We start from the raw sequence: 22,707 nt of genomic DNA, 5'->3' as shown, positions 1-22,707 counted from the left end.
CTACAGTGTCGAAGAGTTCGTGGCGGCGGAGACCCAGGTAACCACCTCGGTCATGGCATGCTCGGAAACATCCAGCACCAGCTGCGGGAAGAACCCGAGCGCGATGGTGAGCACGAACAGCGTCAAAAGCATCAGGAATTCACGGGTATCGAGGCCTGAGTAGGCACGATCGATCTTGGCCGGACCAAAATAGATCCGCTGCATCAGGATCAGGGAATAGACCGCGGCCAGTACCAACCCGATGCTTGCGACCACCACCACCCAGGGCACCACTTCAAACGCCCCGAAGAGAATCAGGAATTCCCCGATGAAATTGGCGGTCCCCGGCATGCCGAGCGAGGCCATCACGAACACCATCGCAAAGCCCGGAAGCGCTCCGACCTTGCCAAAAAGCCCGCCCATCTCACGCATGTCTCGCGTGCCGAGCCGCTCATAGAGCTGGCCACTCACGATAAAGAGCCCGGCCGAGGAAAACGCGTGCGCAACCATCAACGCGACCACGCCCTGCAGCGAGATCAACGTATTGGAGAAAATGCCGATCAGCACGAAGCCCATGTGGGAAATGCTCGAGCAGGCGATCAAGCGTTTGACATCGGTCTGGGAAAACGCCATGACGGCGCCGTAGAAAATCCCGATCAACCCGAGCGCCATCGCAACCGGCGCGAACTGCATCGCTGCGTCCGGGAACATCGGCATCATGAAGCGCAGCATGCCGTAGGCGGCGGTTTTCAGAAGAATCCCGGCCAGATCGACACTGCCCGCGGTCGGCGCCTGAGCGTGGGCATCCGGCAGCCAGCCATGAAGCGGCACCACCGGAAGCTTCACCGCGAAGGCGATAAAGAACCCGAGCATCAGAAGCATCGCCACCGGCTCGGACAATGTGGTCGTTCGAAGTACCGAATAATCGAACGTGAACACGCCCGCCTGAAGGAAATGCGCGAACACCAGCCCCAGAATCGCCACCAGCATCAAGAGCCCGGAAGCCTGGGTGTAGATGAAGAACTTCATCGCCGCACCGACCCGCGAGTTCCCCTTTGACCCGCTGTGACCCCACAGCGCGATCAGGAAGTACATCGGGACCAGCATCATTTCCCAGAAAAAGAAGAACAGAAACAGGTCGATCGCGAGGAAGATGCCGACCACCGCCCCGATGATCCACAGAAGGTTCAGGTGGAAGAAGCCAACGCGCCGGTCGATCTCTGCCCACGAACAAGTCACGGCCAGAACGCCCAGGAACCCGGTCAGCAGGATCATGATCAACGACAGGCCATCAAGCCCCAGATGGAAGCTGATGCCGAAGCGCTCGATCCACGGCAGTTGATATTCGAGCACCCAGTTCGGCGTATCGCCGATGGTGTCCGCGAGCCCGTAGTCCCCGTGCCACCAGAGCACGATCGCGATCGCAAGCTCCAATAGCATCGTGACCAGCGCGATTACACGCGGCGGCTTGATGCCGAACCGCTCGGTTTGCCAGCACAGCAGGCCGCCGATAAACGGAATGAGTATGAGCCAAAGCAGGATCATGACGTTAACAGTTCCTTGTGTCGTTATCCGAGAACCAGCAGCACCAGCATCAGGGTTGCTCCTGCCGTGATCGAGCCTGCGTACCAGCGAATACGCCCGGTCTGGGTCACGCTAAGGCCCCGGTGGGCCTGCTTTGCAAGCCAGGGCCAGATGTTGACCAGCGCGTTGATCCAGTCCACCCGATGGAGCCAGGCGATGGCCAGAAACGGCTTGACGATAAGCCAGTCATAAAGCCAGTCAAAGGCAAATGCGCTGTTGAAAAAGCGCCAGCCGTTGCGACCCAGATCGGTCTTGACCAGTGCCTTGACCAACCGCCTGCGGCCGAGGAAGAGCGCCGCCGCGATGCCAAGCCCAACGATTGCGACCACCGAGGACAGCACCTCGAAGATCAGCTTGAGGCTTTCGCTGTCACCCTCGGGCGAGGCCGGAAGAACGCCTTCCAGTGGCGGGTGGATCAGCGCGCCGACAAAGGTCGACAGCACCAGAAGCGTCACCAGCGGCAGATGATGCGCAAGCCCCTTTGGCGCATGCGCTTCGGTATTGGCCTCGCCATGGAAGGTAATAAAGATCATTCGGAAGGTGTACAGCGAGGTCAAAAAGGCCCCGACCAACCCAAAGAACCAAAGCACTTCATGGCCCGAGGCGAACGACAGCCACAGAATCTCGTCTTTCGAATAGAAGCCCGCGGTCACGATCGGCAGCGCCGCAAGCGCTGCGCCCCCAACCCAGAAACAGGCGTAAGCGAGCTTCAATGGCTTTCGAAGCCCGCCCATCTTGAACATGTCCTGCTCGTGATGACAGGCAATGATCACCGAGCCCGATGTCAGGAACAACAGCGCCTTGAAGAACGCATGGATCATCAGGTGGAAGATCGCGGCGTCCCAGGCCTGAACGCCAAGCGCCAGGAACATGTAGCCGATCTGGCTCATGGTCGAATAGGCCAGCACACGCTTGATGTCGGTTTGGGCAAGCGCCGAGAACCCGGCGATCAGGAGCGTGGCCGCGCCGATGATCCCGACCAGTTCGAGCGTCATCGGCGCCAGCTCGAAGATGACGTGCGTTCGCGCGATCAGATAGACCCCGGCGGTCACCATGGTCGCGGCGTGAATCAGCGCAGAGACCGGCGTCGGACCTGCCATCGCATCGGCAAGCCAGGTCTGAAGCGGCAGCTGGGCCGACTTACCGACCGCACCACCGAGCAGCATCAGTGCCGCGACTTCCGCCATCAGATCGCCCTGCGCCCACGCCTTTGGCGCCTGCTGAAGCAGCGTCTGAATGTCGAGGGTCTGGAACTTGGCAAACAGGATGAACATGCCGATGGCCAGAAACACATCGCCCACACGGGTAACGATAAAGGCCTTGAAGGCCGCCTTGGCGTTATCAAGCCCCCGGTAGTAGTAGCCGATCAGCAGATAACTGCAGAGCCCCACCCCTTCCCAGCCCAGATACAGGAGCATCAGGTTATCGGCCAGCACCAGCAGCAGCATGCTGAACACGAACAGGTTCATGTAGGCGAAGAAGCGGGTATAGAGATAGCCGCTCGTGTCTTTCAGATCCTCGGTCATGTACCACGACGCAAACAGGTGGATCAGAAAGCCCACGCCGGTGATCACGCTCATCATGGTGAGCGTCAGCCCATCGACGTAGAGCGAGAAGCGCGGGGTGAAGTCACCGACCGAGATCCACTGCCAGAGCGTCACCGTGACCGGCTGCGCCCCATTTGAGAAAAAATCGAGGCCGACGACCAGCGCACTGAGCGCCGCAAGCCCGATCGAGCCGACCCCGACCGTTGCGGCAAGAGGCCGTGGCATCTGGCGAATGAAGGCCAGGAGCACGGCGCCCAGCAACGGAAAGACGAAAACCAGAGGCAGTAGGGTCATCCTTTCATCTCACTTACCTGGTCAATGTCCAGGGTCCTGAAGCGGCGATAGAGCTGAATGAGCAGCGCAAGGCCGATGCTTGCCTCGGCCGCGGCAAGCGTGATCACCATGATGAACATGATCTGACCGTCGGGCTGGGCCCAACGGGTGCCGCCCACGATGAACGCAAGTGCCGCCGCGTTCATCATGATCTCAAGACACATCAGAACGAAGAGCATGTTGCGTCGAACCATCAGTCCCGCAAGGCCGATGGCGAACAGAATCGAGGCCAGAAGCAGCCCGTGTTCGACTGGAATACCGGTCATTGGCGTGTCCCCCGGTGATCGCGCGTCAAATGTTGGCGGCTTTCGTTCATGTCCCTGGCCGGGCGCAGCGTGTCGTCGCGGCCAAGGTGATACGCCGTGACCAGCGCCCCAAGAAGCAGCATCGAGGCAAGCTCGACCATCAATACATACGGCCCGAACAGCGCCACGCCCACGCCCTTGGCGTCGATCAGTTCACCGGTAATGGTGCCCTCGACCGGGCTTGCGAAGAGCGCAACGATCATCATCACCAGCATGATGCCCACTAAAATGGACGGCCCGATCCACATCTTCGGATTCAGCCAGCTGTTTTCCTGCTCGACGGCGGCCTGGCCCAGGTTAAGCATCATGACGACGAACACGAACAGCACCATGATGGCGCCGGCGTAAACAATGATTTCGAGTACGCCTGCAAAGGGGGCGCCGAGAGCGAAGAACACCATCGCCACCGCGATCAGCGAGACGATCAGATACAAGAGCGCGTGCACCGGATTGATGCTGGTCACGACCCTGAGCGTCGATACCACCGCCACGGCCGCTGCCAGATAAAATGCAAATTCCACGAGCAGATCCTTAGGCTGTTACGGCAACAGCGTCTTGACGTCGATCGGTTCGGCCTCGTTCTGCGCGGCCCCCTTGCTCTTACCGGCAATCTCGAGCCCCGAGACGCGGTAAAAGTTGTAGTTGTGATCCTTGCCCGGCCCTGAAATCAGCAGGTCTTCCTTCTCGTACACCAGCTCCTGGCGGTCGTACTCACCAAGCTCGAAGTCCGGTGTCAGCTGGATGGCCGACGTTGGGCAGGCTTCTTCACACAGCCCACAGAAGATGCAGCGCGAGAAATTGATGCGGAAAAATTCCGGGTACCAGCGGCCATCGTCCTTCTCGCCCTTTTGAAGCGAAATACAGCCGACCGGGCAAGCCACCGCGCACAGGTTGCACGCCACACAGCGCTCTTCGCCGTCGGGGTCACGCGTCAGCACGATGCGCCCACGATACCGCGGGGGCAGATAGACCTTTTCTTCCGGATACTGAAGCGTTTCGCGTTTTCGAAACGCATGCATAAAGACCATGCCGAGCGTGCGCAGCTGCGACCAGGTCCCGGCAAGTATGCTTTTGATCATGCCGTCCCCCTTACGACGTCGCGGGCGAGGTGATGAGAATCACCGCGCCGGTAACAAGTAGATTGATAAGCGTCAGCGGCAGGCAGAACTTCCAGCCAAACCCCATTACGCGGTCATAGCGCGGGCGCGGGAGCGCGGCGCGCAGCAGCACGAAAAACGCAACGAAAAAACCGGTCTTGAGCAGGAACCACACGATGGGCGGAAGCAACGGCCCGGTCCAGCCGCCGAAGAACAGCGTGGCGATCAGTGCCGAAATCAGCACCACGCCCACGTATTCGCCGACAAAGAACATGCCCCACTTCATGCCGGAATACTCGATGTGGTAGCCATCGGAGAGCTCCTGCTCGGCCTCCGGCTGGTCAAACGGCGCACGGTGCGTGACCGCAATGCCTGCCACCAGGAAGGTACAGAAGCCGAAGAACTGCGGGATGATGTTCCACATGTCGGCCTGAGCCGTGACGATGTCGCGCATGTTGAAGGTGCCGGCCATGGCGACCACACCCATCAGCGACAGCCCCATGAACACCTCGTACGAAAGCGTCTGGGCCGAGGCGCGAAGTGCCCCCAGGAGCGCGTACTTGTTGGCGCTGGCGTAGCCTGCGAACAAGACGGCGTAGACGTTGATCCCCGCCATGGCGAAAAAGAACAGAAGACCCACATTCATGTCGGCCACGCCCCAGTTCGGCGTGATCGGAATGATCATGAACGACAGAAGGAGCGAGGCCATCGCGATGGCCGGTGCCAGAGTAAAGATCTTCTTGTCGGCAAAGACTGGAATCCAGTCCTCCTTGAAGAACATCTTCAGCATGTCGGCCACCAGCTGAAGCGAGCCGAACGGCCCGACCCGGTTGGGGCCGTAGCGGTCCTGCCAGATCGCGAGCACCCGACGCTCGACGAAGCTCAAAAGTGCGCCCGCAATCACCGCACCCAAAAGAATCACGATCGCCTGGGCCACGGCGATCAACGTCTCGACAACGGTCGGGGTCAGCCAGCTCATGAGCGCACCTCCTCGGCGACGTCGAACGTCACGGCCTGATCGAAATCAAGACCGACCGGCATGCCGGGCAGGCCGACCGGCACGCCGATCACGCCGCTCGGAAGGCCCGAGCTTGCACGAACCGGCAGCGTAACCGTCCAGTCACCCTGGGCAAGCGTCACCGGCGTCCCGTCGGCAAGCGATTTTTCGATCAGGGTATCCCGGTGAAGCGCGAGGTACGGCTCGGACATGCGCTCCTGAATCGGCGCGGCCCGGGCCGACATCGGCTCGCTGCCAAAGAGGTGATACAGCGGCGCCAGCTGCCAGGTCGCGTTTGAGCGGCTCGGCACCTCGGTGAAGTACGAAAGCGCCGAGGCGCTCTCATCACGCTCGATCAGCCGGATACCGGGGTCGCCCGCGGTCAGGTGGCCGCCGACTTCATCCTGGAACTTGTTCCAGGCCTGCGGCGAGTTCCAGCCCGGCGCCCAGGCAAACGGCACTTCGGCCCGCGGTTCGGCGTAACCGTTGTAGCCTTCCATCGAAAACGAAAGCGGGGTATCGACGTCCTGCGGGGTACGCGGCTCATGCACACTGATGTTGGCGCGCATGGCCGTTCGGCCACTGGAGCGGTGCGGCATTCGGGCGATCTTCTGTCCGCGAATGCGGAACGAGGCGCTGGGTGCGGCGTTTTCGATCCCGGCAAGCGTTGGAATCGCCTTTGCGCAGTGTGCAGTGACCTGATCGAGCTGGGTCCAGTCCACCTCGCGCTGTTCGAGCGTGGTGTGAAGCGCGTGCAGCCAGCGCCAGCTCTCATGGGTCAGATCATCCGGGCGGTAATAGCTCGGGTCGTAGACCTGGAAGAACCGCTGGGCGCGGCCTTCGTGGTTAACAAGCGTCCCGTCGCTTTCGGCGAACGTGCCGGCCGGCAGTACGATCTCGGCGCGCTCGACCGTCGGCGTTCGCTGATGATCGATGGCAACCGTGAACGCTGCGCGCTCGAAGGCACGTTCGGCCTCGGCGCGGGGCAGCCGGTGATAAAGATCGTTTTCAAGCACCACCAGCGCCGTGGTGTCATCCAGCGCCTCGAGCGCGTCCTCGAGCGCCATGCCGCCCATCAGGGCAAGCCCTGTGCTGTTGGCTTCACCACTGATCAGGCGCAGAGAGCCGTTCTTGCCCGCCGCCTTGAATGCCCGTGCCAGATTGGCACTGGCTTCGATCACGGCCCTGGACTTGAGCGAACCGCCGGAGACAATCAGTGGCCGCTCGGCGCCCTTGATCACCTCGACCAGCGCGTCGATCAGCGTGCGATCATCCTCATCGAGCTCAACGCTCGGTGCGGCGTCGTCGAGGGCGTGTGCGAGCGCATGACCGAGCCGCGCGATGCCGGAGACCGAGCCGCGGTAAACGTGTGAGGCAATGTCGTCGAGCTTGGTCTCGGCAGGCGTTGCCACGACCACCGGGAGCTTGCGCCCCTGAGCGAGCGTTTCGGCCGCGTTGAAATTCCACTCGGGGACATTGTTGGCGCGGGCCAGCTCGTTGCGCTTGGCGTTGGCCACCTGACGCACCGCCAGCGCCTCGCGGGCGGCCGTTTGGGTCAAATCTTCGCCCAGGATAATCACGGCGTCGTGGTGTTCGATGTCGCGCATCGACGGCGTGGGCAGGGCGCCCTCCTCCAGAATGCGGCGCATCAAGGTCACGCGCTCCCATTCGGCGCGATCGATGCCGACCGAGAAGTTCGCCTCGCCGACCAGCTCGCGCAGGGCGTAGTTGCTTTCAAGGCTTGCTCGAGGCGAGCCGATGCCGATCACCTTCGAGGTCTGTCTGAGCTGGTCGGCCAGGTGATCCAGCGCCGGGCCGACGTCTGCCGTTCGCATGACCCCGTCTTCCCGAATTTCCGGATGACGCGGGCGGTCATCGCGGTTGACGTAACCGTAGCCGAATCGCCCCCGGTCGCAGAGGAAGTAGTGATTGACGCTGCCGTTGTAGCGGTTCTCGATCCGACGCACTTCGCCGTAGCGTTCGCCGGGGCTCGTATTGCAGCCGCTGGAGCACTGATGACAGATGCTTGGCGCATACTGCATGTCCCACTTGCGGGTGTAGTGGTCGGAGTGGGTCTGATCGGTGAAGACGCCGGTCGGGCAGACTTCGGTCAAATTGCCGGAAAACTCGCTTTCAAGCGTGCCCTCGGTGGTCCGGCCGAAGTAGATGTTGCTGTGGGCGCCGAACGCACCCAGATCCTCGCCGCCGGCGTAGTCCTTGTAGAACCGGACACAGCGGTAGCAGGTGATGCAGCGGTTCATCTCATGGGCAATGAACGGGCCAAGGTACTGATTGCGGTGGGTACGCTTGGTAAAGCGATAGCGGCGATCGTCATGGCCGGTCATCACCGTCATGTCCTGAAGATGACAGTGGCCGCCCTCCTCGCACACCGGGCAGTCGTGCGGGTGGTTGGCCATCAGCCACTCGATCACGCTTTCGCGGAATTCAGCCGCCTCGCCATCCTCGATCGAGATGTAGGCGTCATCCTCCACCGGCGCCATGCAGGACATCACCAGCGTCCCGCGGTCGTCGTCCTTGTCCTTATACTGCTTGACCGCACACTGGCGGCAGGCCCCAACGCTCCCAAGCGCCGGGTGCCAGCAGAAATAGGGTATGTCGAGCCCGAGCGAAAGACAGGCGTGCAGCAGATTGTCGCTGCCGTCGACCTCGTAGTCCTTGCCGTCGACATGAATGGTTGCCATGGCGTTATCCCATCCTCATGCCCGATCCATGCCGGGCAGCGTTTAGTCAAAATCGGTCGGCCCTTGCGGGCATGCATCAGCGCTAGATGGAGCCCACGGGAATCGGTTCGGCGTGGGCCGCGCGCCTTGGGTGGCTAATGCCTTGTTCGAATTCATCACGGAAGTACTGGATCGCGCTGGCCAGCGGCTCGACGGCACCGGGGGCGTGGGCACAGAACGTCTTGCCGGGCCCGAGCTTGCCGGTCAGCTCCTCGAGGAGCTCGATGTCGCCCTGCTCGCCTTCACCCCGCTCGAGTGAGCTCAGGATCTTGACCGTCCACGGCAGGCCATCGCGGCATGGCGTACACCAGCCGCAGGATTCGCGCGCGAAGAACTCTTCCATGTTTCTTAGAAGCGAGACCATGCTGACGGTGTGATCGACGGCCAGTGACAGGCCAGTGCCCATGCGGGTGCCGACCTCATCGATGCCGTTGGAGCACATCTGCGCCGAAAGATGCTCCGGCAACAAAAAGCCGGTGCCGGCGCCGCCGGGCTGCCAGGCCTTGAGCCGGTAGCCATCCTTCATGCCTTGGGCGTAGTCCTCGAAGATTTCCCGGGCGGGCGTGCCAAGCGGCAGCTCCCAAAGGCCCGGGTTCTTGAGCTGACCGGTAAAACCGAAAAGTTTGGTGCCGCCGTCGTCGCTGCCCTCAAGCGCAAGCCCCAGATACCACGCCTTGCCGTGGTAGAGAATGGGCGGTGCGTTGCAGAGCGTTTCGACGTTATTGACCACCGTCGGCTTGCCCCAGGCGCCGCTTTGGCCCGGAAACGGCGGTTTGGAGCGCGGGTTGGCGCGCCGGCCTTCCAGCGAGTTGATCAGCGCGGTCTCTTCACCGCAGATGTAGCGGCCGGCACCGGTGTGCAGGAAGATGTCGAAATCGAACTCGCTGCCCAGCACGCTCGTACCCAAAATGCCGGCCTCGCGGGCCTCGGCAAGCGCACGCTCGATGCTCGCGGCGGCGTCGTGGTATTCCCCGCGCAGGAAGATGTAGCCCCGAAACGCATTGTTGGCGAGCGCCGAAATGATCATGCCCTCGATCAGCAGATGCGGCATCTGCTCCATCAGCATGCGGTCCTTGTAGGTATTGGGCTCCATCTCGTCGGCGTTGCAGACCACGTACCCGCGGGGCATCTCCTCGCCCTTGGCGGTCAGGCTCCACTTGACGCCGGCCGGGAATCCCGCGCCGCCGCGGCCCTTGAGCCCGGCTTCCTTGACCAGCTCCGAGATGTCGTCGCTCTTCATGCCGAGCGCGTTCTTGGCGCCTTCGTAGCCGTGCTTGTCGCGGTATTCGTCGAGGGCGACCATCGCGCCATCATCTCGCAGCCGCCAGGTCAGCGGGTGAGTTTCCTCGGCACGCGGCATGGCGTTGATGGTGCCGAACGAGGCAAAGGGACGTGTGCTCATGAATAGGTCTCCAGAAGCTGCATGACGTTGTCCGGCGTGACCGGGCCATGGATGTCTTCGTCCACCATCATGGCGGGGCCCTTGTCACAGTTGCCGAGGCAGCACACCGGCAACAGCGTGAACCGGCCGTCCTCGGTGGTCTGGCCCATCTGAATGCCGAGCTGGCGCGCAAGCGCCTCTTTCACGGCCTCATAACCGTCGATGTAGCAGGTCATGCTGTCGCAGAGCAAAATGACGTGCCGGCCGACGGGCTGGCGGAAAATCAGGCTGTAGAACGTCGCTACGCCTTCCACGTCGCTCGAGGGAATCCCGAGAATGTCGCTGATGGCGTAGATCGCCCCATCCGGCACCCAGCCGTGGCGTTTCTGGACGATCTTGAGTGCACCGATCGAGGCGGCGCGTGGGTTTTCGTAATGCGACATCTCGTGCTCGATGGCGTGACGGTCCTCGTCATGCATATCGAACTCGGGCCGGGCACGGTCGCTTGCGATCAAGCTGGTCGGTTGTGTCATGTCGTTATCCTCACCGGTCCACGTCGGCCATTACGAAATCAATACTGCCCAGGTGCGCGATCAAGTCCGGCACGAAGCCGCCACGCATTACCGCCGGAATCTGCTGAAGGTGCGGGTAGCTCGGGGTTCTTATGCGCGTGCGGTAGCTCATGGTGCTGCCGTCGCTGGTCAGGTAGTAGCTGTTGATGCCCTTGGTGGCCTCGATCATCTGCATCGATTCGTTGGCCTTGAGCACCGGCCCCCAGGAAACCTGCAGGAAGTGCGTGATCAGCGTCTCGATGTGCTGAAGCATCTTCTCCCTGGGCGGCGGCGTGGTCAGCGGGTGATCGGCCTTGTAATCGCCGGCCGGCATGTGGTCCACGCACTGGCGGATGATGCGAAGGCTCTGGCGCATTTCCTCGATTCTGAGCATGCCGCGGTCGAACACGTCGCCGCCGGAGGCCAGCGGCACATCGAACTCGAACTTGTCGTAGCCGCTGTAGGGCCGCTTCTTGCGAAGATCGAAGTCGACGCCGGTGGCGCGAAGGTTCGGCCCGGTCACGCCCCATTCGAAGGCCTCGCTCTGAGTGAACGCCGCCACACCGCGGGTACGCTCACGAACGATGGCGTTGTCCATCATCGCGCGCTCGTACTCATCGAGCCGGGCCGGCATCCAGTCGAGGAAGCCACGCACCAGCTGTTCCCAGCCCCGCGGCAGGTCGTGCGCGACACCACCGATGCGGAACCACGCCGGGTGCATGCGAAACCCGGTGATGGCCTCGATCACTTCATAGGCTTTCTGACGGTCGGTGAACGAGAAGAACACCGGCGACATGGCGCCCAGATCCTGTAGATACGTGCCCAGGAACAATAGATGCGAGTTGATCCGGAACATTTCCGCCATCATCACGCGAATGAACTCGGCGCGGTCGGTCACGGTAATGCCAGCGAGCTTCTCCGCCGCCAGCACATACGGCAGGTTGTTCATGACCCCGCCGGTGTAGTCGATCCGGTCGGTGTAGGGAATATAGCTGTGCCAGGACTGACGCTCGGCCATCTTTTCGGCGCCGCGATGGTGGTAACCGATGTCCGGGACGCAGTCGAGAATCTCCTCGCCATCGAGCTGCAAAACGATGCGAAACGCGCCGTGGGCCGACGGGTGGTTCGGCCCCAGGTTCAGAAACATGAAATCGGCGTCGTCGGTATGACGCTTCATGCCCCACGCTTCCGGATCGAACTTGAGCGCTTCCTGCTCCCGGTCCTGGCCTTCCATCGTGAGCGTATAGGGATCGAACTCGGTCGCACGCGCCGGGTAATCCTTTCGAAGCGGGTGGCCGTTCCAGGTCGGCGGCATCAAAACGCGGGTCAGATGCGGGTGGTTGGTGAACTCGATGCCGAACATGTCGAACACTTCCCGTTCGTACCAGTTGGCATTGGGGTAGTGCTTCACCACGCTTGGAAGGACGAGGTCCTTTTCCGACAGCGCCACCTTGATCATGATGTCGCTGTTACGCTCGATCGACATCAATTGATAAAACACCGTGAAGTCGGCCTCGGGCAGACCACGGCGGTAGGTTCGAAGCCGCTCGTCGACGCCATGCAGGTCATAGAGCATCACGTAGGGCTTGGGGCAGTGTTTCAGAAAGTGCAGCACATGCTCGAGCTGGTCGCGTCCAACCCAAACCACCGGCATGGCGGTCAGCGTTTCCTGGACGGTCAGTGCATCGGCACCGAACTCGCGTATCAATTCGTTGATGACCTCGGAAGAGGCCGCTGCAGCCGGCTGTGCGTTATCCACGGTCATGGGCAATCCGTTTGCTCAAAGGCGGTTGTTAGATCTGGTCAGGGGTGCGCAGCTCTTTGACGGCAATGCGTTCCGAGCGGTTCTTTTCGCGCTGCGAGGGCATTTCGGCGCGATAGACGCCCTGGTCGCCCACGACCCATGACAAAGGACGTCGCTCTTCCTGAATCGAGTCCTGAAGCAGCTGCAGGCCCTGAAGGAACGCTTCGGGCCGGGGCGGGCAGCCTGGAATGTACACATCCACCGGCAGGAACTTATCGACCCCCTGCACGACCGAATAGATGTCGTACATGCCGCCCGAATTGGCACACGACCCCATGGAGATAACCCACTTGGGCTCCAGCATCTGGTCGTAAAGCTGCTGGATGACCGGAGCCATCTTGATGAAGCAGGTGCCGGCAATGACCATGAAATCCGCCTGACGCGGGGAAGCACGGATGACCTCGGCGCCGAAACGGGCCACGTCATGAGGCGCGGTAAACGCGGTGGTCATTTCCACATAGCAGCAGGACAGGCCGAAATTGTAGGGCCAGAGCGAGTTCTTGCGCCCCCAGTTCACGGCATTGTTCATGACGTCTTCGAGCTTGCCCATGAACACGTTCTTGTGCACCTGCTGCTTCATGGGGTCGTCGACGGTGCGGCGCTCGCCGGCGGGGTACTGGCTTGTCTCGGGCGCATTGGGGTCAATGCGCGTGAGCTTATATTGCATGGAGAAACCTCAGGATGAGGTCTTGATCTCCTTGGAACGTTTGATGGGTGCCCAATCGAGCGCGCCCACACGAGTCAGGTAGATCAGACCGGCCAATAACACAACGATGAAAATGAATGCCTCGACAAAGCCGACCCATCCGCTCTCACGAATGGAAACCGCCCAGGCGAAGAGAAAAAGGGCTTCGACGTCAAAGATCACGAACAGCATCGCGACCATGTAGAATTTGACGGAAAAGCGCTGATGCGCGCTTCCCACCGGCACGATGCCGGATTCAAACGGTGTGTTTTTCTGATGCCCCCAGGCGCGTCCGCCCAGGAGGCTGGCTACCCCAATCATGAACGCGCAGAGCCCAAAGACGGCCATTACGAAAATGGCGACGGACCAATGCTGTGCGATCTGCTCCATGCTATATCTCGCTCATCGATAAGTAGTATCTAGGCTCAAAAAGATGAGCCGATCGGGCTAGTCAAGGTATTCGAAGCGCTCTTTATAGGATGGTCATGACGTGAGTGAGCGCTTTTGTGCCTCTCAGGGTAGACGACGAATGGCACGTCTCGCCAAACTTTTCAGTCATCCTGAAGGCTTACTTAGATCTTAAAATATAGTGTAGCTACATCATGTTAAACGACAGTAGTCTTGATTTCTATCAGGTTTTACGGATAGGCAATTTTTTCACTTCGCCTGTGTTTGACTGAGCGTATCTTTTAGCCCATCGCCGACCCACGGCTCACTATTCATCGACGTCACAGAAGGAATTTCCCTTGCCGATTCCCCGCCTTCTCTCCATTGCCGGCACCGACCCGAGCGGCGGCGCTGGCATGCACGCCGACCTCAAGACCTTTTCGGCGCTCGGCGGCTACGGAACCAGCGCCATCACCGCGGTAGTCTCGCAAAACACCTGCGGCGTTCGTAGTGTCTACCCGCTGCCGCTTGAGGTGCTCGAATCCCAGTTAAAGGCCATTTTTGACGACGTGGCCATCGACGCGGTCAAGATCGGCATGGTCGCGGATCGCGCCACGGCCGAACTGATCAAGCATCAGATCGAAACCTACGCGCCGAAATGGGTCGTGCTCGACCCGGTGATGGTTGCAAAAAGCGGGGACAGACTGGTCGATGACGCCGCCGTGGACGCGGTCAGGACGCTTTTGATGCCGCTTGCCGATGTCGCGACGCCAAACCTGCCCGAGGCGGCCGAACTGCTTGGCATCGACACGCCTCAAAGCGAGTCCGCCATGCTGGACATGGCATCGGCGCTGAGAGACCTGGGTGCCAGGCAGGTGCTGCTCAAGGGCGGCTTTCTCGAAGGGCCTGAGTGCAACGACCTTCTGATCGGCGCCGAGCACACTCGCTGGCTCGAGGCACCGCGCATCGAGACACGTCATCTTCACGGCACCGGCTGCACCCTTTCTTCAGCCATCGCAACCTTGCTGCCACAACGCGACTCGATGGAAGACGCCATCCTCGATGCCAAGTCCTACATGACCGGCGCGCTTGAGCAGGCCGACCGGCTCGGCGTCGGCCACGGGCAAGGCCCGGTGCATCATTTTCATCGTTGGTGGTAGTTGGCGGTAAATGCGACGTAGACAAGGACAGACACGGGCACCGACATTGAATATTCATCTCGGCAAGCCATACTGTTGGCATCCGCTCACTCGCTGACGTCACGGAGGCGCGTCATGACCCAGACACTGCTGTTGGCAACGGATCTTTCAAGCGAGTGCCGTGCCGCCATGGCGCGGGCGGTATTGCTTGCCAACGAGCACAATGCGCGGCTTGATATCCTGCACGTGCTCGACCCCTATCTGCCCGCGAGCGCGCTCAAGGAGCTTGAAAAGGCCGTCACGCGCACCATCGAGTCCGACATCATGGACACCTGTGAATCGCTTGGCGTCACGCGACCCAATACGCTTATCCAGGTCGTTACCGGCACGCCCTACGCCGAGATCATTCGCGAGGTCTATGAGCAGAAGGCCGATCTCGCCATTCTCGGCGCGCACCGCAAGCACCACCAGCAGGACCTTGTCACCGGCACGACCGTATCCCGCGTGATGCGCCGCGCGCCGTGCCCGGTAATGTCGATCTCCCACAGCACCAAGCGGACCTGGCAGGACGTGCTGGTCCCGATCGACTTCTCGCTGGCCTCCCGCCATACGCTCAAGGAAGTGCTGATGCGCTTCCCAGACATCCGTCTGACGCTTTTACACGTGTGGGACATGCCGGCCTCGAGAGAGCTTGCAAGTGATCCCGGCTATACAAAATGGCGCAGCGCCGAGCGCACCAAGCTTCGCCATCAGCTCGACATCGAAACCGAGCGCTTCATGGCAGAAATTGACGATGTGCCGGATCTGGAACTGGTGCTCGAACAGGGCGACCCAACCGACATCCTGATCCAGCGAGTTCGGGAGCAGCCACCCGATCTGCTGGCGCTCGGAAGCCACGGCCGCATCGGCATCGGCCGCCGGACTGCCGGGAGCCTGCTCGAGCGGCTCTTGTCGGAAACCAAGTGCGATATCATGCTGTGTCGAACCTGGTAACCCCGACCCCGTGCGAGCCCAACCATGAAAGCCTTGATCCAGCGCGTCAGCGAAGCCTCCGTTCGCGTCGACGGCACCTGTATTGCACACATTGATGCCGGCCTTCTGGCCCTGATCGGCGTCGAGCGTGATGACACCCTGGCCGACGCCGACAAGCTTCTTTCCAGATTATTGACCTATCGAATTTTCGCCGACGAGGCCGGCAAGATGAACCTGGGTCTTGCCGATCACGGCGGGGGCCTTCTGCTGGTCTCTCAGTTCACCCTGGTCGCCGACACCCGCAAGGGACGCCGCCCCGGGTTTTCCGCCGCGGCCTCCCCCGAGCACGGCAAGTCCTGCTTCGATTACCTCGTCGAGCAGGCCCGTGAGCAGCACGACCCGGTCGCCACTGGCCAGTTCGGCGCCGACATGAAAGTCGCGCTCATCAACGATGGCCCGGTCACCTTCTGGCTCAGCTCTTGAACTTGATTGAAGCTTTACGTTGCACTGCAGCATAACGCCGCCTACGTTGAAGACATCGACGCAACCGTAGCGTGCCGGACACCGAGCCGGCCGAGGGGAGTAGCGCATGTCACGGCCCATGAATATTCTGGTGCTGCAGGGTGGAGGGGCGCTTGGCGCCTATCAGGTCGGGGTGTTCGAGGCGCTTCAGGAGCGCGGCATCACGATTGACTGGGTCGTCGGCACCTCGGTCGGCGCCATCAACGGTGCCTTGATCGCAGGCGGTGCGCCAGATAGAAGCCTTGAGCGCCTGGACACATTCTGGCGCCGCGTTGCTCAACCCCACGGCCACCTCGGCGCGCCGTTCGAGCACCTTGAAAGCAGCGCCGCCCGCTACCTGGCCCTGTCGAAAGGCGTTCCCGGCTTTTTCAAGCCGCGCCCCTTCTGGAACATTCCCCTATTCACCCCGACCGGCAGCCCCGTCGGCTTCTACGACACCACGCCGCTTGAAGCCACATTGAATGAGCTCATCGAGTTCGACCGGCTCGGCACCCGGGACATCGCTGATGGCACGCGCCTGAGCGTCGGCGCCGTCAGCGTGACCCGCGGCGACATCACCTACTTCGACAGCCACCATCATGCAATGGGCGCTCGGCACATCATGGCAAGCGGCGCGCTTCCACCCGGCTTTCCGCCGGTTGAGGTCGATGGCGAGCTTTACTGGGATGGTGGGCTTTTTTCCAACACGCCGCTCAACTACGTACTCGAAGAGGAACAGCCCGGGCAGGAAAGCGCCGTGAACTGCTACGTGATCGACCTGTGGAACGCCGAAGGGCCTGCGCCTCAGACCATCATGGACGCCATGAACCGTGAAAAGGACATTCAGTATTCGACGCGCGCCGGCGAGGACTTCCACTTTCTGCGCGAGATTCACCGCTTGAAAAACGCCATCCGAACGCTTGGCCATCACCTGCCAGAGGATGTACGGCGGTCTTCGCAGTTAAGTCAGCTCATCGCGCTCGGCCATCAGCACCCGATCAACCTGGTTCGGCTGCTCGCGCCCTCGCGTGAGCGCGAGACCGCGCAGAAGGACATCGACTTTTCCTGGTCGACCATCATGGCGCGCCGGCGGGCAGGTTATGACGATATGCGTCAGGCGCTTGTGACCTGCCCGACCCAGCGCGACCCGATCAGCGATGAAATCGGTGCCAACGTCTGTAGCTTTCGAAGCGGATTGGACGGCCAACTGACCCGCGAACTCTAACGTCTTCAATGAAATCTGACGCCCCAACGGAGCCTTTCATGACGCATTCGACGCTGCCGGCACACAGCCATGCCATGCCCTGGGATTGCCCGTCCTACCCGCCCGGCCCCTACCACTTCAAGAACCGGGAATTCCTGAACATCGTCTATCGAACCGACCCGGAAGCGCTCCGGCGCGTACTGCCAGAGCCGCTCGAATTCGATGAGCCACTGGTCAAGTTCGAGTTCATCAACATGCCGGATTCCACCGGCTTCGGTAAGTACGTCGAATCCGGCCAGGTCATTCCCTGCACGCTGAACAACAAGGCCTATGGCTATCAGCGGGCCATGTACCTGGACGATCACGCCCCGATTGCCGGCGGGCGTGAACTCTGGGGCTTTCCCAAGAAGCTCGGCCAGCCCCGACTCGAGGTGCACCATGAAACACTGGTCGGCACCCTTCACTACAGCGGCTTGCCCATCGCCCACGCCACCATGGGCTACAAACACGAGACACTCGATTCCGAGCATGTTCGCACGGCCATGCTCGAGACCCCGACGCTCCTTTACAAACTGATCCCGGACGTCGACGGCTCCCCCCGCATCGCGGAGCTGGTCGAGGTCGGACTCGACAACCTGGCCGTCAAGGGCGCCTGGCAGGGGCCCGGCCGGCTCCAGCTCTTTGAGCATGTGTTCGCGCCCGTGGCCGATCTGCCTGTGCGGGACATCGTCAGTACCCAGCACATCCTGACCGACCTCACGCTGCCGCTCGGGCGCGTAGTTCACGATTATCTAACCTAGACTGAAGGGCTCGATGGCCCGCTGTGGGCCAGTGCGTCACTCACTCGCTACGTCACATGCAATCTACGTCACATGCAATCTACGTCACATGCAATGGAGGCAGTTTATGGCAACTCATCCCGCGCAGGATCGTCTCAACGGCAAGGTCGCCGTGATCACAGGCGCCGCCAGCGGCATCGGCAAACAGATCGCGCTGCTCTTTGCCGAACAGGGCGCCAAGGTGGTGATTCTGGATATGGACAAGGACGCCGCGACCCAGGTCGCCGAAGAGATCGAGCGCAAGGGCGGCAGCGCCATGGGCGTGGCCGCCAACGTGACCGATGAAGAGCAGGTCGACAGCGCCTTTGCCGAGACCGTGGCCACGTTCGGGCGGATCGACGTCATGATCGCCAACGCAGGCTCACAGCACGTCGAGCCGATCCACAAGCTTTCGTTTGAAAACTGGAAAAAGGTCACCGACATTCAGCTCGACGGCAGTTTCCTCTGCACCCGCGCCGCATTCCGCCAGATGATGAAACAGGATGACGGCGGCTGCCTCATTTACATGGGTTCGGCCCACTCGCACGAGGCCTCGGCCATGAAATCGCCCTACGTGACCGCCAAGCACGGTCTGCTCGGGCTGTGCCGCACCATGGCCAAGGAAGGCGCCCAGTACGGCATTCGCTCGAACGTGATCTGTCCGGGATATGTAAAGACGCCGCTGGTGGAAAAGCAGATTCCGGATCAAGCCCGGGAGCACAACATGACCGAGGAGGAAGTGGTCGAGAAGGTCTTTTTGAAAGAGACCGTGGACCAAACCTTCACCACGGTGGAAGACGTGGCCGAAACCGCGCTGTATCTGGTGACTTTCCCATCGACTGCGCTGACCGGCCAATCGATCATGGTCAGCCACGGCTGGTACATGCAGTAAAGGGGACACGACGCCTTGAACGCGTGAGGCGCCTCACGGCGCCTCGGGTAAGCCTCACCGGCAAAAGCGATCCCATGACAAGAGGGCCACTTATCGTCGCCGCCTCTTTTCACTGCCTTGCGTCACCGCCACTCATGCCCGCGGCAGATAAACCCCTCCCGGGCCCCTGCCTATTCGAGCCCCTGATACTGATACGAGACGGCGTGACCGCCGACAAACTGCGCCTGAATGAAGCGCCGATCATCGCCCCAGCGGCAGTTGGCCACCCCGACCGCCCCGCTGCACTCACTGGCCTTGCCGAGCACGGCCTCGACATCGCCTCGGCTCATGCCGGTCTTGAGCTGATCGTAGTTGGTCATGCTGAGCTGGCTTTCCATGCAGCCGCTGACGCCGACAAGCGTCAATGCCGCCAGCGCGATGACGGCAAGGGAACTGCGGCAGTGTCGTTTCATGAGTCTATCCTCGTAATCACTGGGCGCTGTCGAGCGCCTGTTCGAACGCTTCGAGCGCCTCTTCGGCCTCGAGCCACGCCTGTTCGGCATCATCGAGCTGCTGCTTGAGTTCACCCTGACGTCGAAGCAGCGTGTTCAGCTCGTCCTTGCGCGCCGTGTCGGCATAAAGCGTGTCATCCCCCAGCGCGGTTTCGACCTCGGTCAGCGCGTCCTGATGTTTTGTCATCGCCTTTTCGGCCGCATCCCGGCGATTTTTGAGTGGACGCATCTGTTCACGGCGCTCGGCGGCGGCCTTGCGGGTCGCTTTCTTGTCCTGAGTGGCACTGGCGCCCTCCGAGGCGGCCGGCGCGTTTGCGGCCTGTTCGCGGGACTTGAGCCACTGGCGATAGTCGTCGAGATCACCATCGAAGGCGCTTACGCGGCCATCGGCCACGCACCAGAACGTATCGACAGTCGCGTTCAGCAGGTGTCGATCGTGCGAGACCACCAGCACCGCGCCCTCGAACGCCATCAGGGCTTCGGTCAGCGCCTCGCGCATGTCCAGATCCAGGTGGTTGGTCGGCTCATCGAGCAGCAGGAGGTTCGGCTTTTCCCACGCGATCAGCGCAAGTGCCAGCCGGGCCTTTTCCCCACCGGAAAAGCGCTCGATGGTCTCGAACACCGCATCGCCCTGAAACCCGAAGCCACCGAGGAAGTTTCGAATCTCCTGCTCGCTGGCCTTCGGTGAGCGGCGTTGAATGTGCATGAAGCCGCTGGCCTTGGTATCAAGCGCCTCGAGCTGATGCTGGGCGAAATAACCGACCGCCAGGTGCTCGCCTTCGACCCGCTCCCCCGCAAGCAACGGCAGATCGCCGGTCATCGACTTGATCAACGTCGACTTGCCCGCACCATTGGGGCCGAGCAGCCCGATGCGCTGGCCCGGCGCGATGGTCAGACGCACCCCGCTCAGAAGCGGCGTCTGATAGCCGAGCGCGGCGTGATCGATCGACAGCAGCGGATGGGAGGTCTTGTCGGCGCAGGGCATTACGAACTGGAACGGCGAATCGACCCGGGTGGCTGCGATGTCTTCCATTCGCTCGAGCATCTTGAGCCGACTCTGCGCCTGACGGGCCTTGCTGGCCTTGGCGCGAAAGCGACGCACGAAGTCCTCGATTTCGGCCTTGCGCGCCTGCTGCTTGGCAAGCTCGGCCTCGCGCTGGGCGATCTTTTCTGCCCGCGTACGCTCGAACTGGCTGAACCCGCCCTTGTAGAGCACCAGCGCACCATGGTCGAAATGCAGAATGTGGTTGCACACCGCGTCCAGAAAATCGCGGTCGTGGGAAATCAGAAGCAGCGTACCGGGGTAGCGAATCAGCCACTGCTCGAGCCAGAGGAGCGCGTCGAGGTCCAGGTGGTTGGTCGGCTCATCGAGCAGCAGAAGATCCGACGGCGTGAACAGGGTCTTGGCCAGATTGACGCGCATGCGCCAGCCGCCCGAGAACGCGCTCAGAGGTGAGGTCAGCTGATCCGAGCGAAAGCCGAGCCCGGTCAGAAGCTGCTCGGCGCGTGCCCGCGCCGTATAGCCATCAAGCGTATCCCACTGCCCGTGAAGCTCCGCCTCACGCTGATGGTTCTCGGCGGCGCGCGCCTCGGCAAGTTCCGCCTCCACCCGGCGAAGGCCGGCGTCACCATCCATGACCACCTCGACGATCGGCCGATCGAGCGCATCAAGCTCCTGCGCCATGTGCGCCATGCGCATGCCCGCGGTGACATCGATGCCGCCCTGATCCGGCGTCAGCTCCCCCAGAAGCAGCTTGAACAGGCTCGACTTGCCCGCGCCGTTGGGCCCAACGATGCCGACCCGATTGCCGTCGTTGATGCGCACATCCGAGGGCGTGATCAGCGGTGTGCCCCCGCGTTGCAGCGCGAGCTGGCGAAATGCAATCATGAAAACTCCGCGGTTTTTCCGTGAACTCACTGGGCCGGTACACGCCGGCGCCGAGGGATAAATGACCGACCATTCTACGCACTTGTGGCCGTTTGCGCTGCGTCTTTACGCCTGTGATGGCGTCCAGCCTGCGTGCCTGGATCTGCAGGATCGACTGGCACTCGATGTGTGCGAGCTGCTGTGGCTGTGCTGGCTCGATACGCGAGGGCTCACACTCGATGACACCGCCGATCACGCCCTGGCCGAGGTCCGCCGCTGGCAGCGCGAGGTGACTCTGCCGCTGCGCCAGTGCCGCCGCGCCCTGAAATCGCCCGCGGCGCACTCGGAGTGGGTCACGCAAACCCGGGATGAGCTCAAGCGGGCGGAGCTCGACAGCGAGCGCGAGGCGCTGACTCGACTCGAGGCGCTGGCAACGACCCGAAAAGGCGTACGCGACAAGCGCCCGGATGAAGATCTGGAGACCACGCTTAGTCGATGGAGCGCCCGCCTGAGCCGGGAGGACTGCCGGCCGCTGCTCGAGGCCTGCCGGGTTTTGCTTCGTGCGGAACCCGGAAAGCCCTGATACAGTCAAACATCGACGATCCCGGTCACAGCCACCGGATTCACTACTGCATGCAGGAGACCTCATGAAAAAGCTGGTAGGCGCCGTTGTACTCGGCACCCTGGTATCTTCCCCCGTATTTGCGGCCGATACCGCCCTCGACAATGACCAGGCCAAGCTCAGCTACAGCGTGGGCGTGACTCTGTCTCGAAGCCTCAAGCAGGACATGGACAAGATCGACATCGATGCACTGACCCAGGGCATCCGAGACGTCTACGCCGACAAGGATCTGAAGATGGACGACGAGGCCATCACCAAGACCCTGACGGACTATCAGAAGGCCCAGATCGCCGAGCAGCAGGCCGAGGCCAAGAAGGAAGCGGCGGCCAACAAGAAAGCCGGCGAGTCGTTTCTGGCTGAAAACGCCAAGAAGGATGGCGTGAAGACCTTGGATTCCGGCCTTCAGTACAAGGTGCTCAAGGAAGGCGATGGCCCGCAGCCCGGCCCCAACGATACGGTAAGCGTCGACTACGAAGGCACGCTGATCGACGGCACCGTCTTCGACAGCTCCTACAAGCGCGGCGAGCCGGTCAGCTTCCAGGTCAAGCAGGTCATCAAGGGCTGGCAGGAAGCGCTTCAGAAGATGCACGAAGGCGGCACGTGGATGGTTTATGTGCCGGCAGACCTCGCCTATGGCACAGCGGGCACTGGTGGTGCGATCGGCCCGAATCAGACGCTGATCTTCAAAGTCGAATTGCATAAGGTCAATCCGACCGATCAGGGCAATACCGGCAGCGACAGCTAAAACAGTTCGGCCCGATGTGACTCATTCACACCGGGCCGACGCCGTTTGCAGCTGTGGATAACTTT

22 protein-coding genes are annotated in these 22,707 nt (G+C 61.6%); 8 read left to right on the top strand and 14 right to left on the bottom strand.

Annotated elements, in window-relative coordinates; translation table 11 throughout:
• From nuoM to NAT49_RS13695, 12 genes are all read right to left on the bottom strand, one after another.
• A complete protein-coding gene (gene nuoM / locus NAT49_RS13750) occupies positions 1-1,524 on the bottom strand; it encodes an NADH-quinone oxidoreductase subunit M (RefSeq protein ID WP_251595170.1) in 1,524 nt (507 codons plus the stop codon).
• Between the two features lie 23 nt (positions 1,525-1,547).
• Positions 1,548-3,404, bottom strand: coding sequence for an NADH-quinone oxidoreductase subunit L (nuoL, locus tag NAT49_RS13745; RefSeq protein WP_251595168.1), 1,857 nt, complete (start codon positions 3,402-3,404; stop codon positions 1,548-1,550).
• The gene (gene nuoK / locus NAT49_RS13740) at positions 3,401-3,709 is read right to left on the bottom strand and encodes an NADH-quinone oxidoreductase subunit NuoK (protein ID WP_251595166.1); all 309 of its coding nucleotides are present in this window, start codon (positions 3,707-3,709) and stop codon (positions 3,401-3,403) included. The genes nuoL and nuoK overlap by 4 nt, the downstream gene beginning before the upstream one ends.
• A complete protein-coding gene (nuoJ, locus tag NAT49_RS13735; RefSeq protein ID WP_251595164.1) occupies positions 3,706-4,269 on the bottom strand; it encodes an NADH-quinone oxidoreductase subunit J in 564 nt (187 codons plus the stop codon). The genes nuoK and nuoJ overlap by 4 nt, the downstream gene beginning before the upstream one ends.
• A gap of 18 nt (positions 4,270-4,287) precedes the next feature.
• On the bottom strand, positions 4,288-4,827 hold the full coding sequence (gene nuoI / locus NAT49_RS13730) for an NADH-quinone oxidoreductase subunit NuoI (protein WP_251595162.1): 540 nt from the start codon (positions 4,825-4,827) through the stop codon (positions 4,288-4,290).
• A 10-nt stretch (positions 4,828-4,837) separates the two neighbouring features.
• Positions 4,838-5,824 (bottom strand): NADH-quinone oxidoreductase subunit NuoH, encoded by a 987-nt coding sequence (gene nuoH / locus NAT49_RS13725; RefSeq protein ID WP_251595161.1) that lies wholly within the window; start codon positions 5,822-5,824, stop codon positions 4,838-4,840.
• Positions 5,821-8,544 carry an NADH-quinone oxidoreductase subunit NuoG gene (gene nuoG / locus NAT49_RS13720; RefSeq protein ID WP_251595159.1) on the bottom strand — a complete coding sequence of 908 codons (2,724 nt, stop codon included), beginning with the start codon at positions 8,542-8,544 and terminating at the stop codon, positions 5,821-5,823. The genes nuoH and nuoG overlap by 4 nt, the downstream gene beginning before the upstream one ends.
• An 82-nt stretch (positions 8,545-8,626) precedes the next feature.
• Complete coding sequence (nuoF, locus tag NAT49_RS13715) at positions 8,627-9,985, bottom strand: NADH-quinone oxidoreductase subunit NuoF (protein WP_251595157.1); 1,359 nt, start codon at positions 9,983-9,985, stop codon at positions 8,627-8,629.
• The gene (gene nuoE / locus NAT49_RS13710; RefSeq protein ID WP_285836148.1) at positions 9,982-10,497 is read right to left on the bottom strand and encodes an NADH-quinone oxidoreductase subunit NuoE; all 516 of its coding nucleotides are present in this window, start codon (positions 10,495-10,497) and stop codon (positions 9,982-9,984) included. Before nuoE ends, nuoF begins: the two co-directional genes overlap by 4 nt.
• A 10-nt stretch (positions 10,498-10,507) precedes the next feature.
• Positions 10,508-12,280, bottom strand: a complete 1,773-nt coding sequence (gene nuoC / locus NAT49_RS13705; protein ID WP_251595155.1) for an NADH-quinone oxidoreductase subunit C/D — start codon at positions 12,278-12,280, stop codon at positions 10,508-10,510.
• Between the two features lie 28 nt (positions 12,281-12,308).
• Positions 12,309-12,986 (bottom strand): NuoB/complex I 20 kDa subunit family protein, encoded by a 678-nt coding sequence (locus tag NAT49_RS13700; protein WP_251595153.1) that lies wholly within the window; start codon positions 12,984-12,986, stop codon positions 12,309-12,311.
• 9 nt (positions 12,987-12,995) lie between these two features.
• The gene (locus NAT49_RS13695) at positions 12,996-13,394 is read right to left on the bottom strand and encodes an NADH-quinone oxidoreductase subunit A (RefSeq protein WP_251595152.1); all 399 of its coding nucleotides are present in this window, start codon (positions 13,392-13,394) and stop codon (positions 12,996-12,998) included.
• Between the two features lie 356 nt (positions 13,395-13,750).
• Here NAT49_RS13695 and thiD point away from each other — a divergent pair, with 356 nt between their 5' ends.
• The 6 genes from thiD to NAT49_RS13665 all read left to right on the top strand — a co-directional run bounded on the left by thiD (position 13,751) and on the right by NAT49_RS13665 (position 18,917).
• Entirely contained in the window at positions 13,751-14,551 is an 801-nt protein-coding gene (thiD, locus tag NAT49_RS13690) for a bifunctional hydroxymethylpyrimidine kinase/phosphomethylpyrimidine kinase (protein ID WP_285836147.1), read from the top strand.
• A gap of 114 nt (positions 14,552-14,665) precedes the next feature.
• Positions 14,666-15,523, top strand: a complete 858-nt coding sequence (locus NAT49_RS13685) for a universal stress protein (RefSeq protein WP_251595150.1) — start codon at positions 14,666-14,668, stop codon at positions 15,521-15,523.
• Between the two features lie 24 nt (positions 15,524-15,547).
• A complete protein-coding gene (gene dtd, locus NAT49_RS13680) occupies positions 15,548-15,985 on the top strand; it encodes a D-aminoacyl-tRNA deacylase (RefSeq protein WP_251595148.1) in 438 nt (145 codons plus the stop codon).
• Positions 15,986-16,091: 106 nt separating this feature from the next.
• Positions 16,092-17,228, top strand: coding sequence for a patatin-like phospholipase family protein (locus NAT49_RS13675; RefSeq protein WP_251595146.1), 1,137 nt, complete (start codon positions 16,092-16,094; stop codon positions 17,226-17,228).
• Positions 17,229-17,266: 38 nt separating this feature from the next.
• A complete protein-coding gene (locus NAT49_RS13670) occupies positions 17,267-18,007 on the top strand; it encodes an acetoacetate decarboxylase (protein WP_251595144.1) in 741 nt (246 codons plus the stop codon).
• A gap of 106 nt (positions 18,008-18,113) precedes the next feature.
• Complete coding sequence (locus NAT49_RS13665) at positions 18,114-18,917, top strand: 3-hydroxybutyrate dehydrogenase (RefSeq protein ID WP_251595142.1); 804 nt, start codon at positions 18,114-18,116, stop codon at positions 18,915-18,917.
• Between the two features lie 170 nt (positions 18,918-19,087).
• Here NAT49_RS13665 and NAT49_RS13660 read toward each other — a convergent pair whose 3' ends face one another.
• On the bottom strand, positions 19,088-19,369 hold the full coding sequence (locus NAT49_RS13660; protein ID WP_251595140.1) for a hypothetical protein: 282 nt from the start codon (positions 19,367-19,369) through the stop codon (positions 19,088-19,090).
• 16 nt (positions 19,370-19,385) lie between these two features.
• Positions 19,386-21,296 carry an ABC-F family ATP-binding cassette domain-containing protein gene (locus tag NAT49_RS13655; RefSeq protein WP_251595138.1) on the bottom strand — a complete coding sequence of 637 codons (1,911 nt, stop codon included), beginning with the start codon at positions 21,294-21,296 and terminating at the stop codon, positions 19,386-19,388.
• A gap of 61 nt (positions 21,297-21,357) precedes the next feature.
• Between NAT49_RS13655 and NAT49_RS13650 the strand changes: the two genes are divergently transcribed.
• Both NAT49_RS13650 and bamJ read left to right on the top strand, forming a co-directional pair.
• Complete coding sequence (locus tag NAT49_RS13650) at positions 21,358-21,858, top strand: TIGR02444 family protein (RefSeq protein WP_251595136.1); 501 nt, start codon at positions 21,358-21,360, stop codon at positions 21,856-21,858.
• Positions 21,859-21,922: 64 nt separating this feature from the next.
• Positions 21,923-22,642: a BamJ family beta-barrel-assembly machinery protein gene (bamJ, locus tag NAT49_RS13645; protein ID WP_251595134.1), complete on the top strand. Its 720-nt coding sequence runs from the start codon at positions 21,923-21,925 to the stop codon at positions 22,640-22,642.
• Positions 22,643-22,707 lie beyond the last annotated feature (65 nt).

Origin of the sequence: Larsenimonas suaedae (assembly GCF_023712105.1) — a bacterium.
Lineage (GTDB): Bacteria > Pseudomonadota > Gammaproteobacteria > Pseudomonadales > Halomonadaceae > Larsenimonas > Larsenimonas suaedae.
Note: the sequence above shows the minus strand (reverse complement) of the source record. Positions and strands in the feature narration are given on the sequence as shown.

Coding starts and splice junctions, on each gene's coding strand:
- nuoM (WP_251595170.1), bottom strand. CDS start 1,524: ATGATCCTGCTTTGGCTCATACTCATTCCGTTTATCGGCGGCCTGCTG.
- nuoL (WP_251595168.1), bottom strand. CDS start 3,404: ATGACCCTACTGCCTCTGGTTTTCGTCTTTCCGTTGCTGGGCGCCGTG.
- nuoK (WP_251595166.1), bottom strand. CDS start 3,709: ATGACCGGTATTCCAGTCGAACACGGGCTGCTTCTGGCCTCGATTCTG.
- nuoI (WP_251595162.1), bottom strand. CDS start 4,827: ATGATCAAAAGCATACTTGCCGGGACCTGGTCGCAGCTGCGCACGCTC.
- nuoH (WP_251595161.1), bottom strand. CDS start 5,824: ATGAGCTGGCTGACCCCGACCGTTGTCGAGACGTTGATCGCCGTGGCC.
- nuoG (WP_251595159.1), bottom strand. CDS start 8,544: ATGGCAACCATTCATGTCGACGGCAAGGACTACGAGGTCGACGGCAGC.
- nuoF (WP_251595157.1), bottom strand. CDS start 9,985: ATGAGCACACGTCCCTTTGCCTCGTTCGGCACCATCAACGCCATGCCG.
- nuoE (WP_285836148.1), bottom strand. CDS start 10,497: ATGACACAACCGACCAGCTTGATCGCAAGCGACCGTGCCCGGCCCGAG.
- nuoC (WP_251595155.1), bottom strand. CDS start 12,280: ATGACCGTGGATAACGCACAGCCGGCTGCAGCGGCCTCTTCCGAGGTC.
- NAT49_RS13700 (WP_251595153.1), bottom strand. CDS start 12,986: ATGCAATATAAGCTCACGCGCATTGACCCCAATGCGCCCGAGACAAGC.
- NAT49_RS13695 (WP_251595152.1), bottom strand. CDS start 13,394: ATGGAGCAGATCGCACAGCATTGGTCCGTCGCCATTTTCGTAATGGCC.
- NAT49_RS13685 (WP_251595150.1), top strand. CDS start 14,666: ATGACCCAGACACTGCTGTTGGCAACGGATCTTTCAAGCGAGTGCCGT.
- dtd (WP_251595148.1), top strand. CDS start 15,548: ATGAAAGCCTTGATCCAGCGCGTCAGCGAAGCCTCCGTTCGCGTCGAC.
- NAT49_RS13675 (WP_251595146.1), top strand. CDS start 16,092: ATGTCACGGCCCATGAATATTCTGGTGCTGCAGGGTGGAGGGGCGCTT.
- NAT49_RS13670 (WP_251595144.1), top strand. CDS start 17,267: ATGACGCATTCGACGCTGCCGGCACACAGCCATGCCATGCCCTGGGAT.
- NAT49_RS13665 (WP_251595142.1), top strand. CDS start 18,114: ATGGCAACTCATCCCGCGCAGGATCGTCTCAACGGCAAGGTCGCCGTG.
- NAT49_RS13660 (WP_251595140.1), bottom strand. CDS start 19,369: ATGAAACGACACTGCCGCAGTTCCCTTGCCGTCATCGCGCTGGCGGCA.
- NAT49_RS13655 (WP_251595138.1), bottom strand. CDS start 21,296: ATGATTGCATTTCGCCAGCTCGCGCTGCAACGCGGGGGCACACCGCTG.
- NAT49_RS13650 (WP_251595136.1), top strand. CDS start 21,358: ATGACCGACCATTCTACGCACTTGTGGCCGTTTGCGCTGCGTCTTTAC.
- bamJ (WP_251595134.1), top strand. CDS start 21,923: ATGAAAAAGCTGGTAGGCGCCGTTGTACTCGGCACCCTGGTATCTTCC.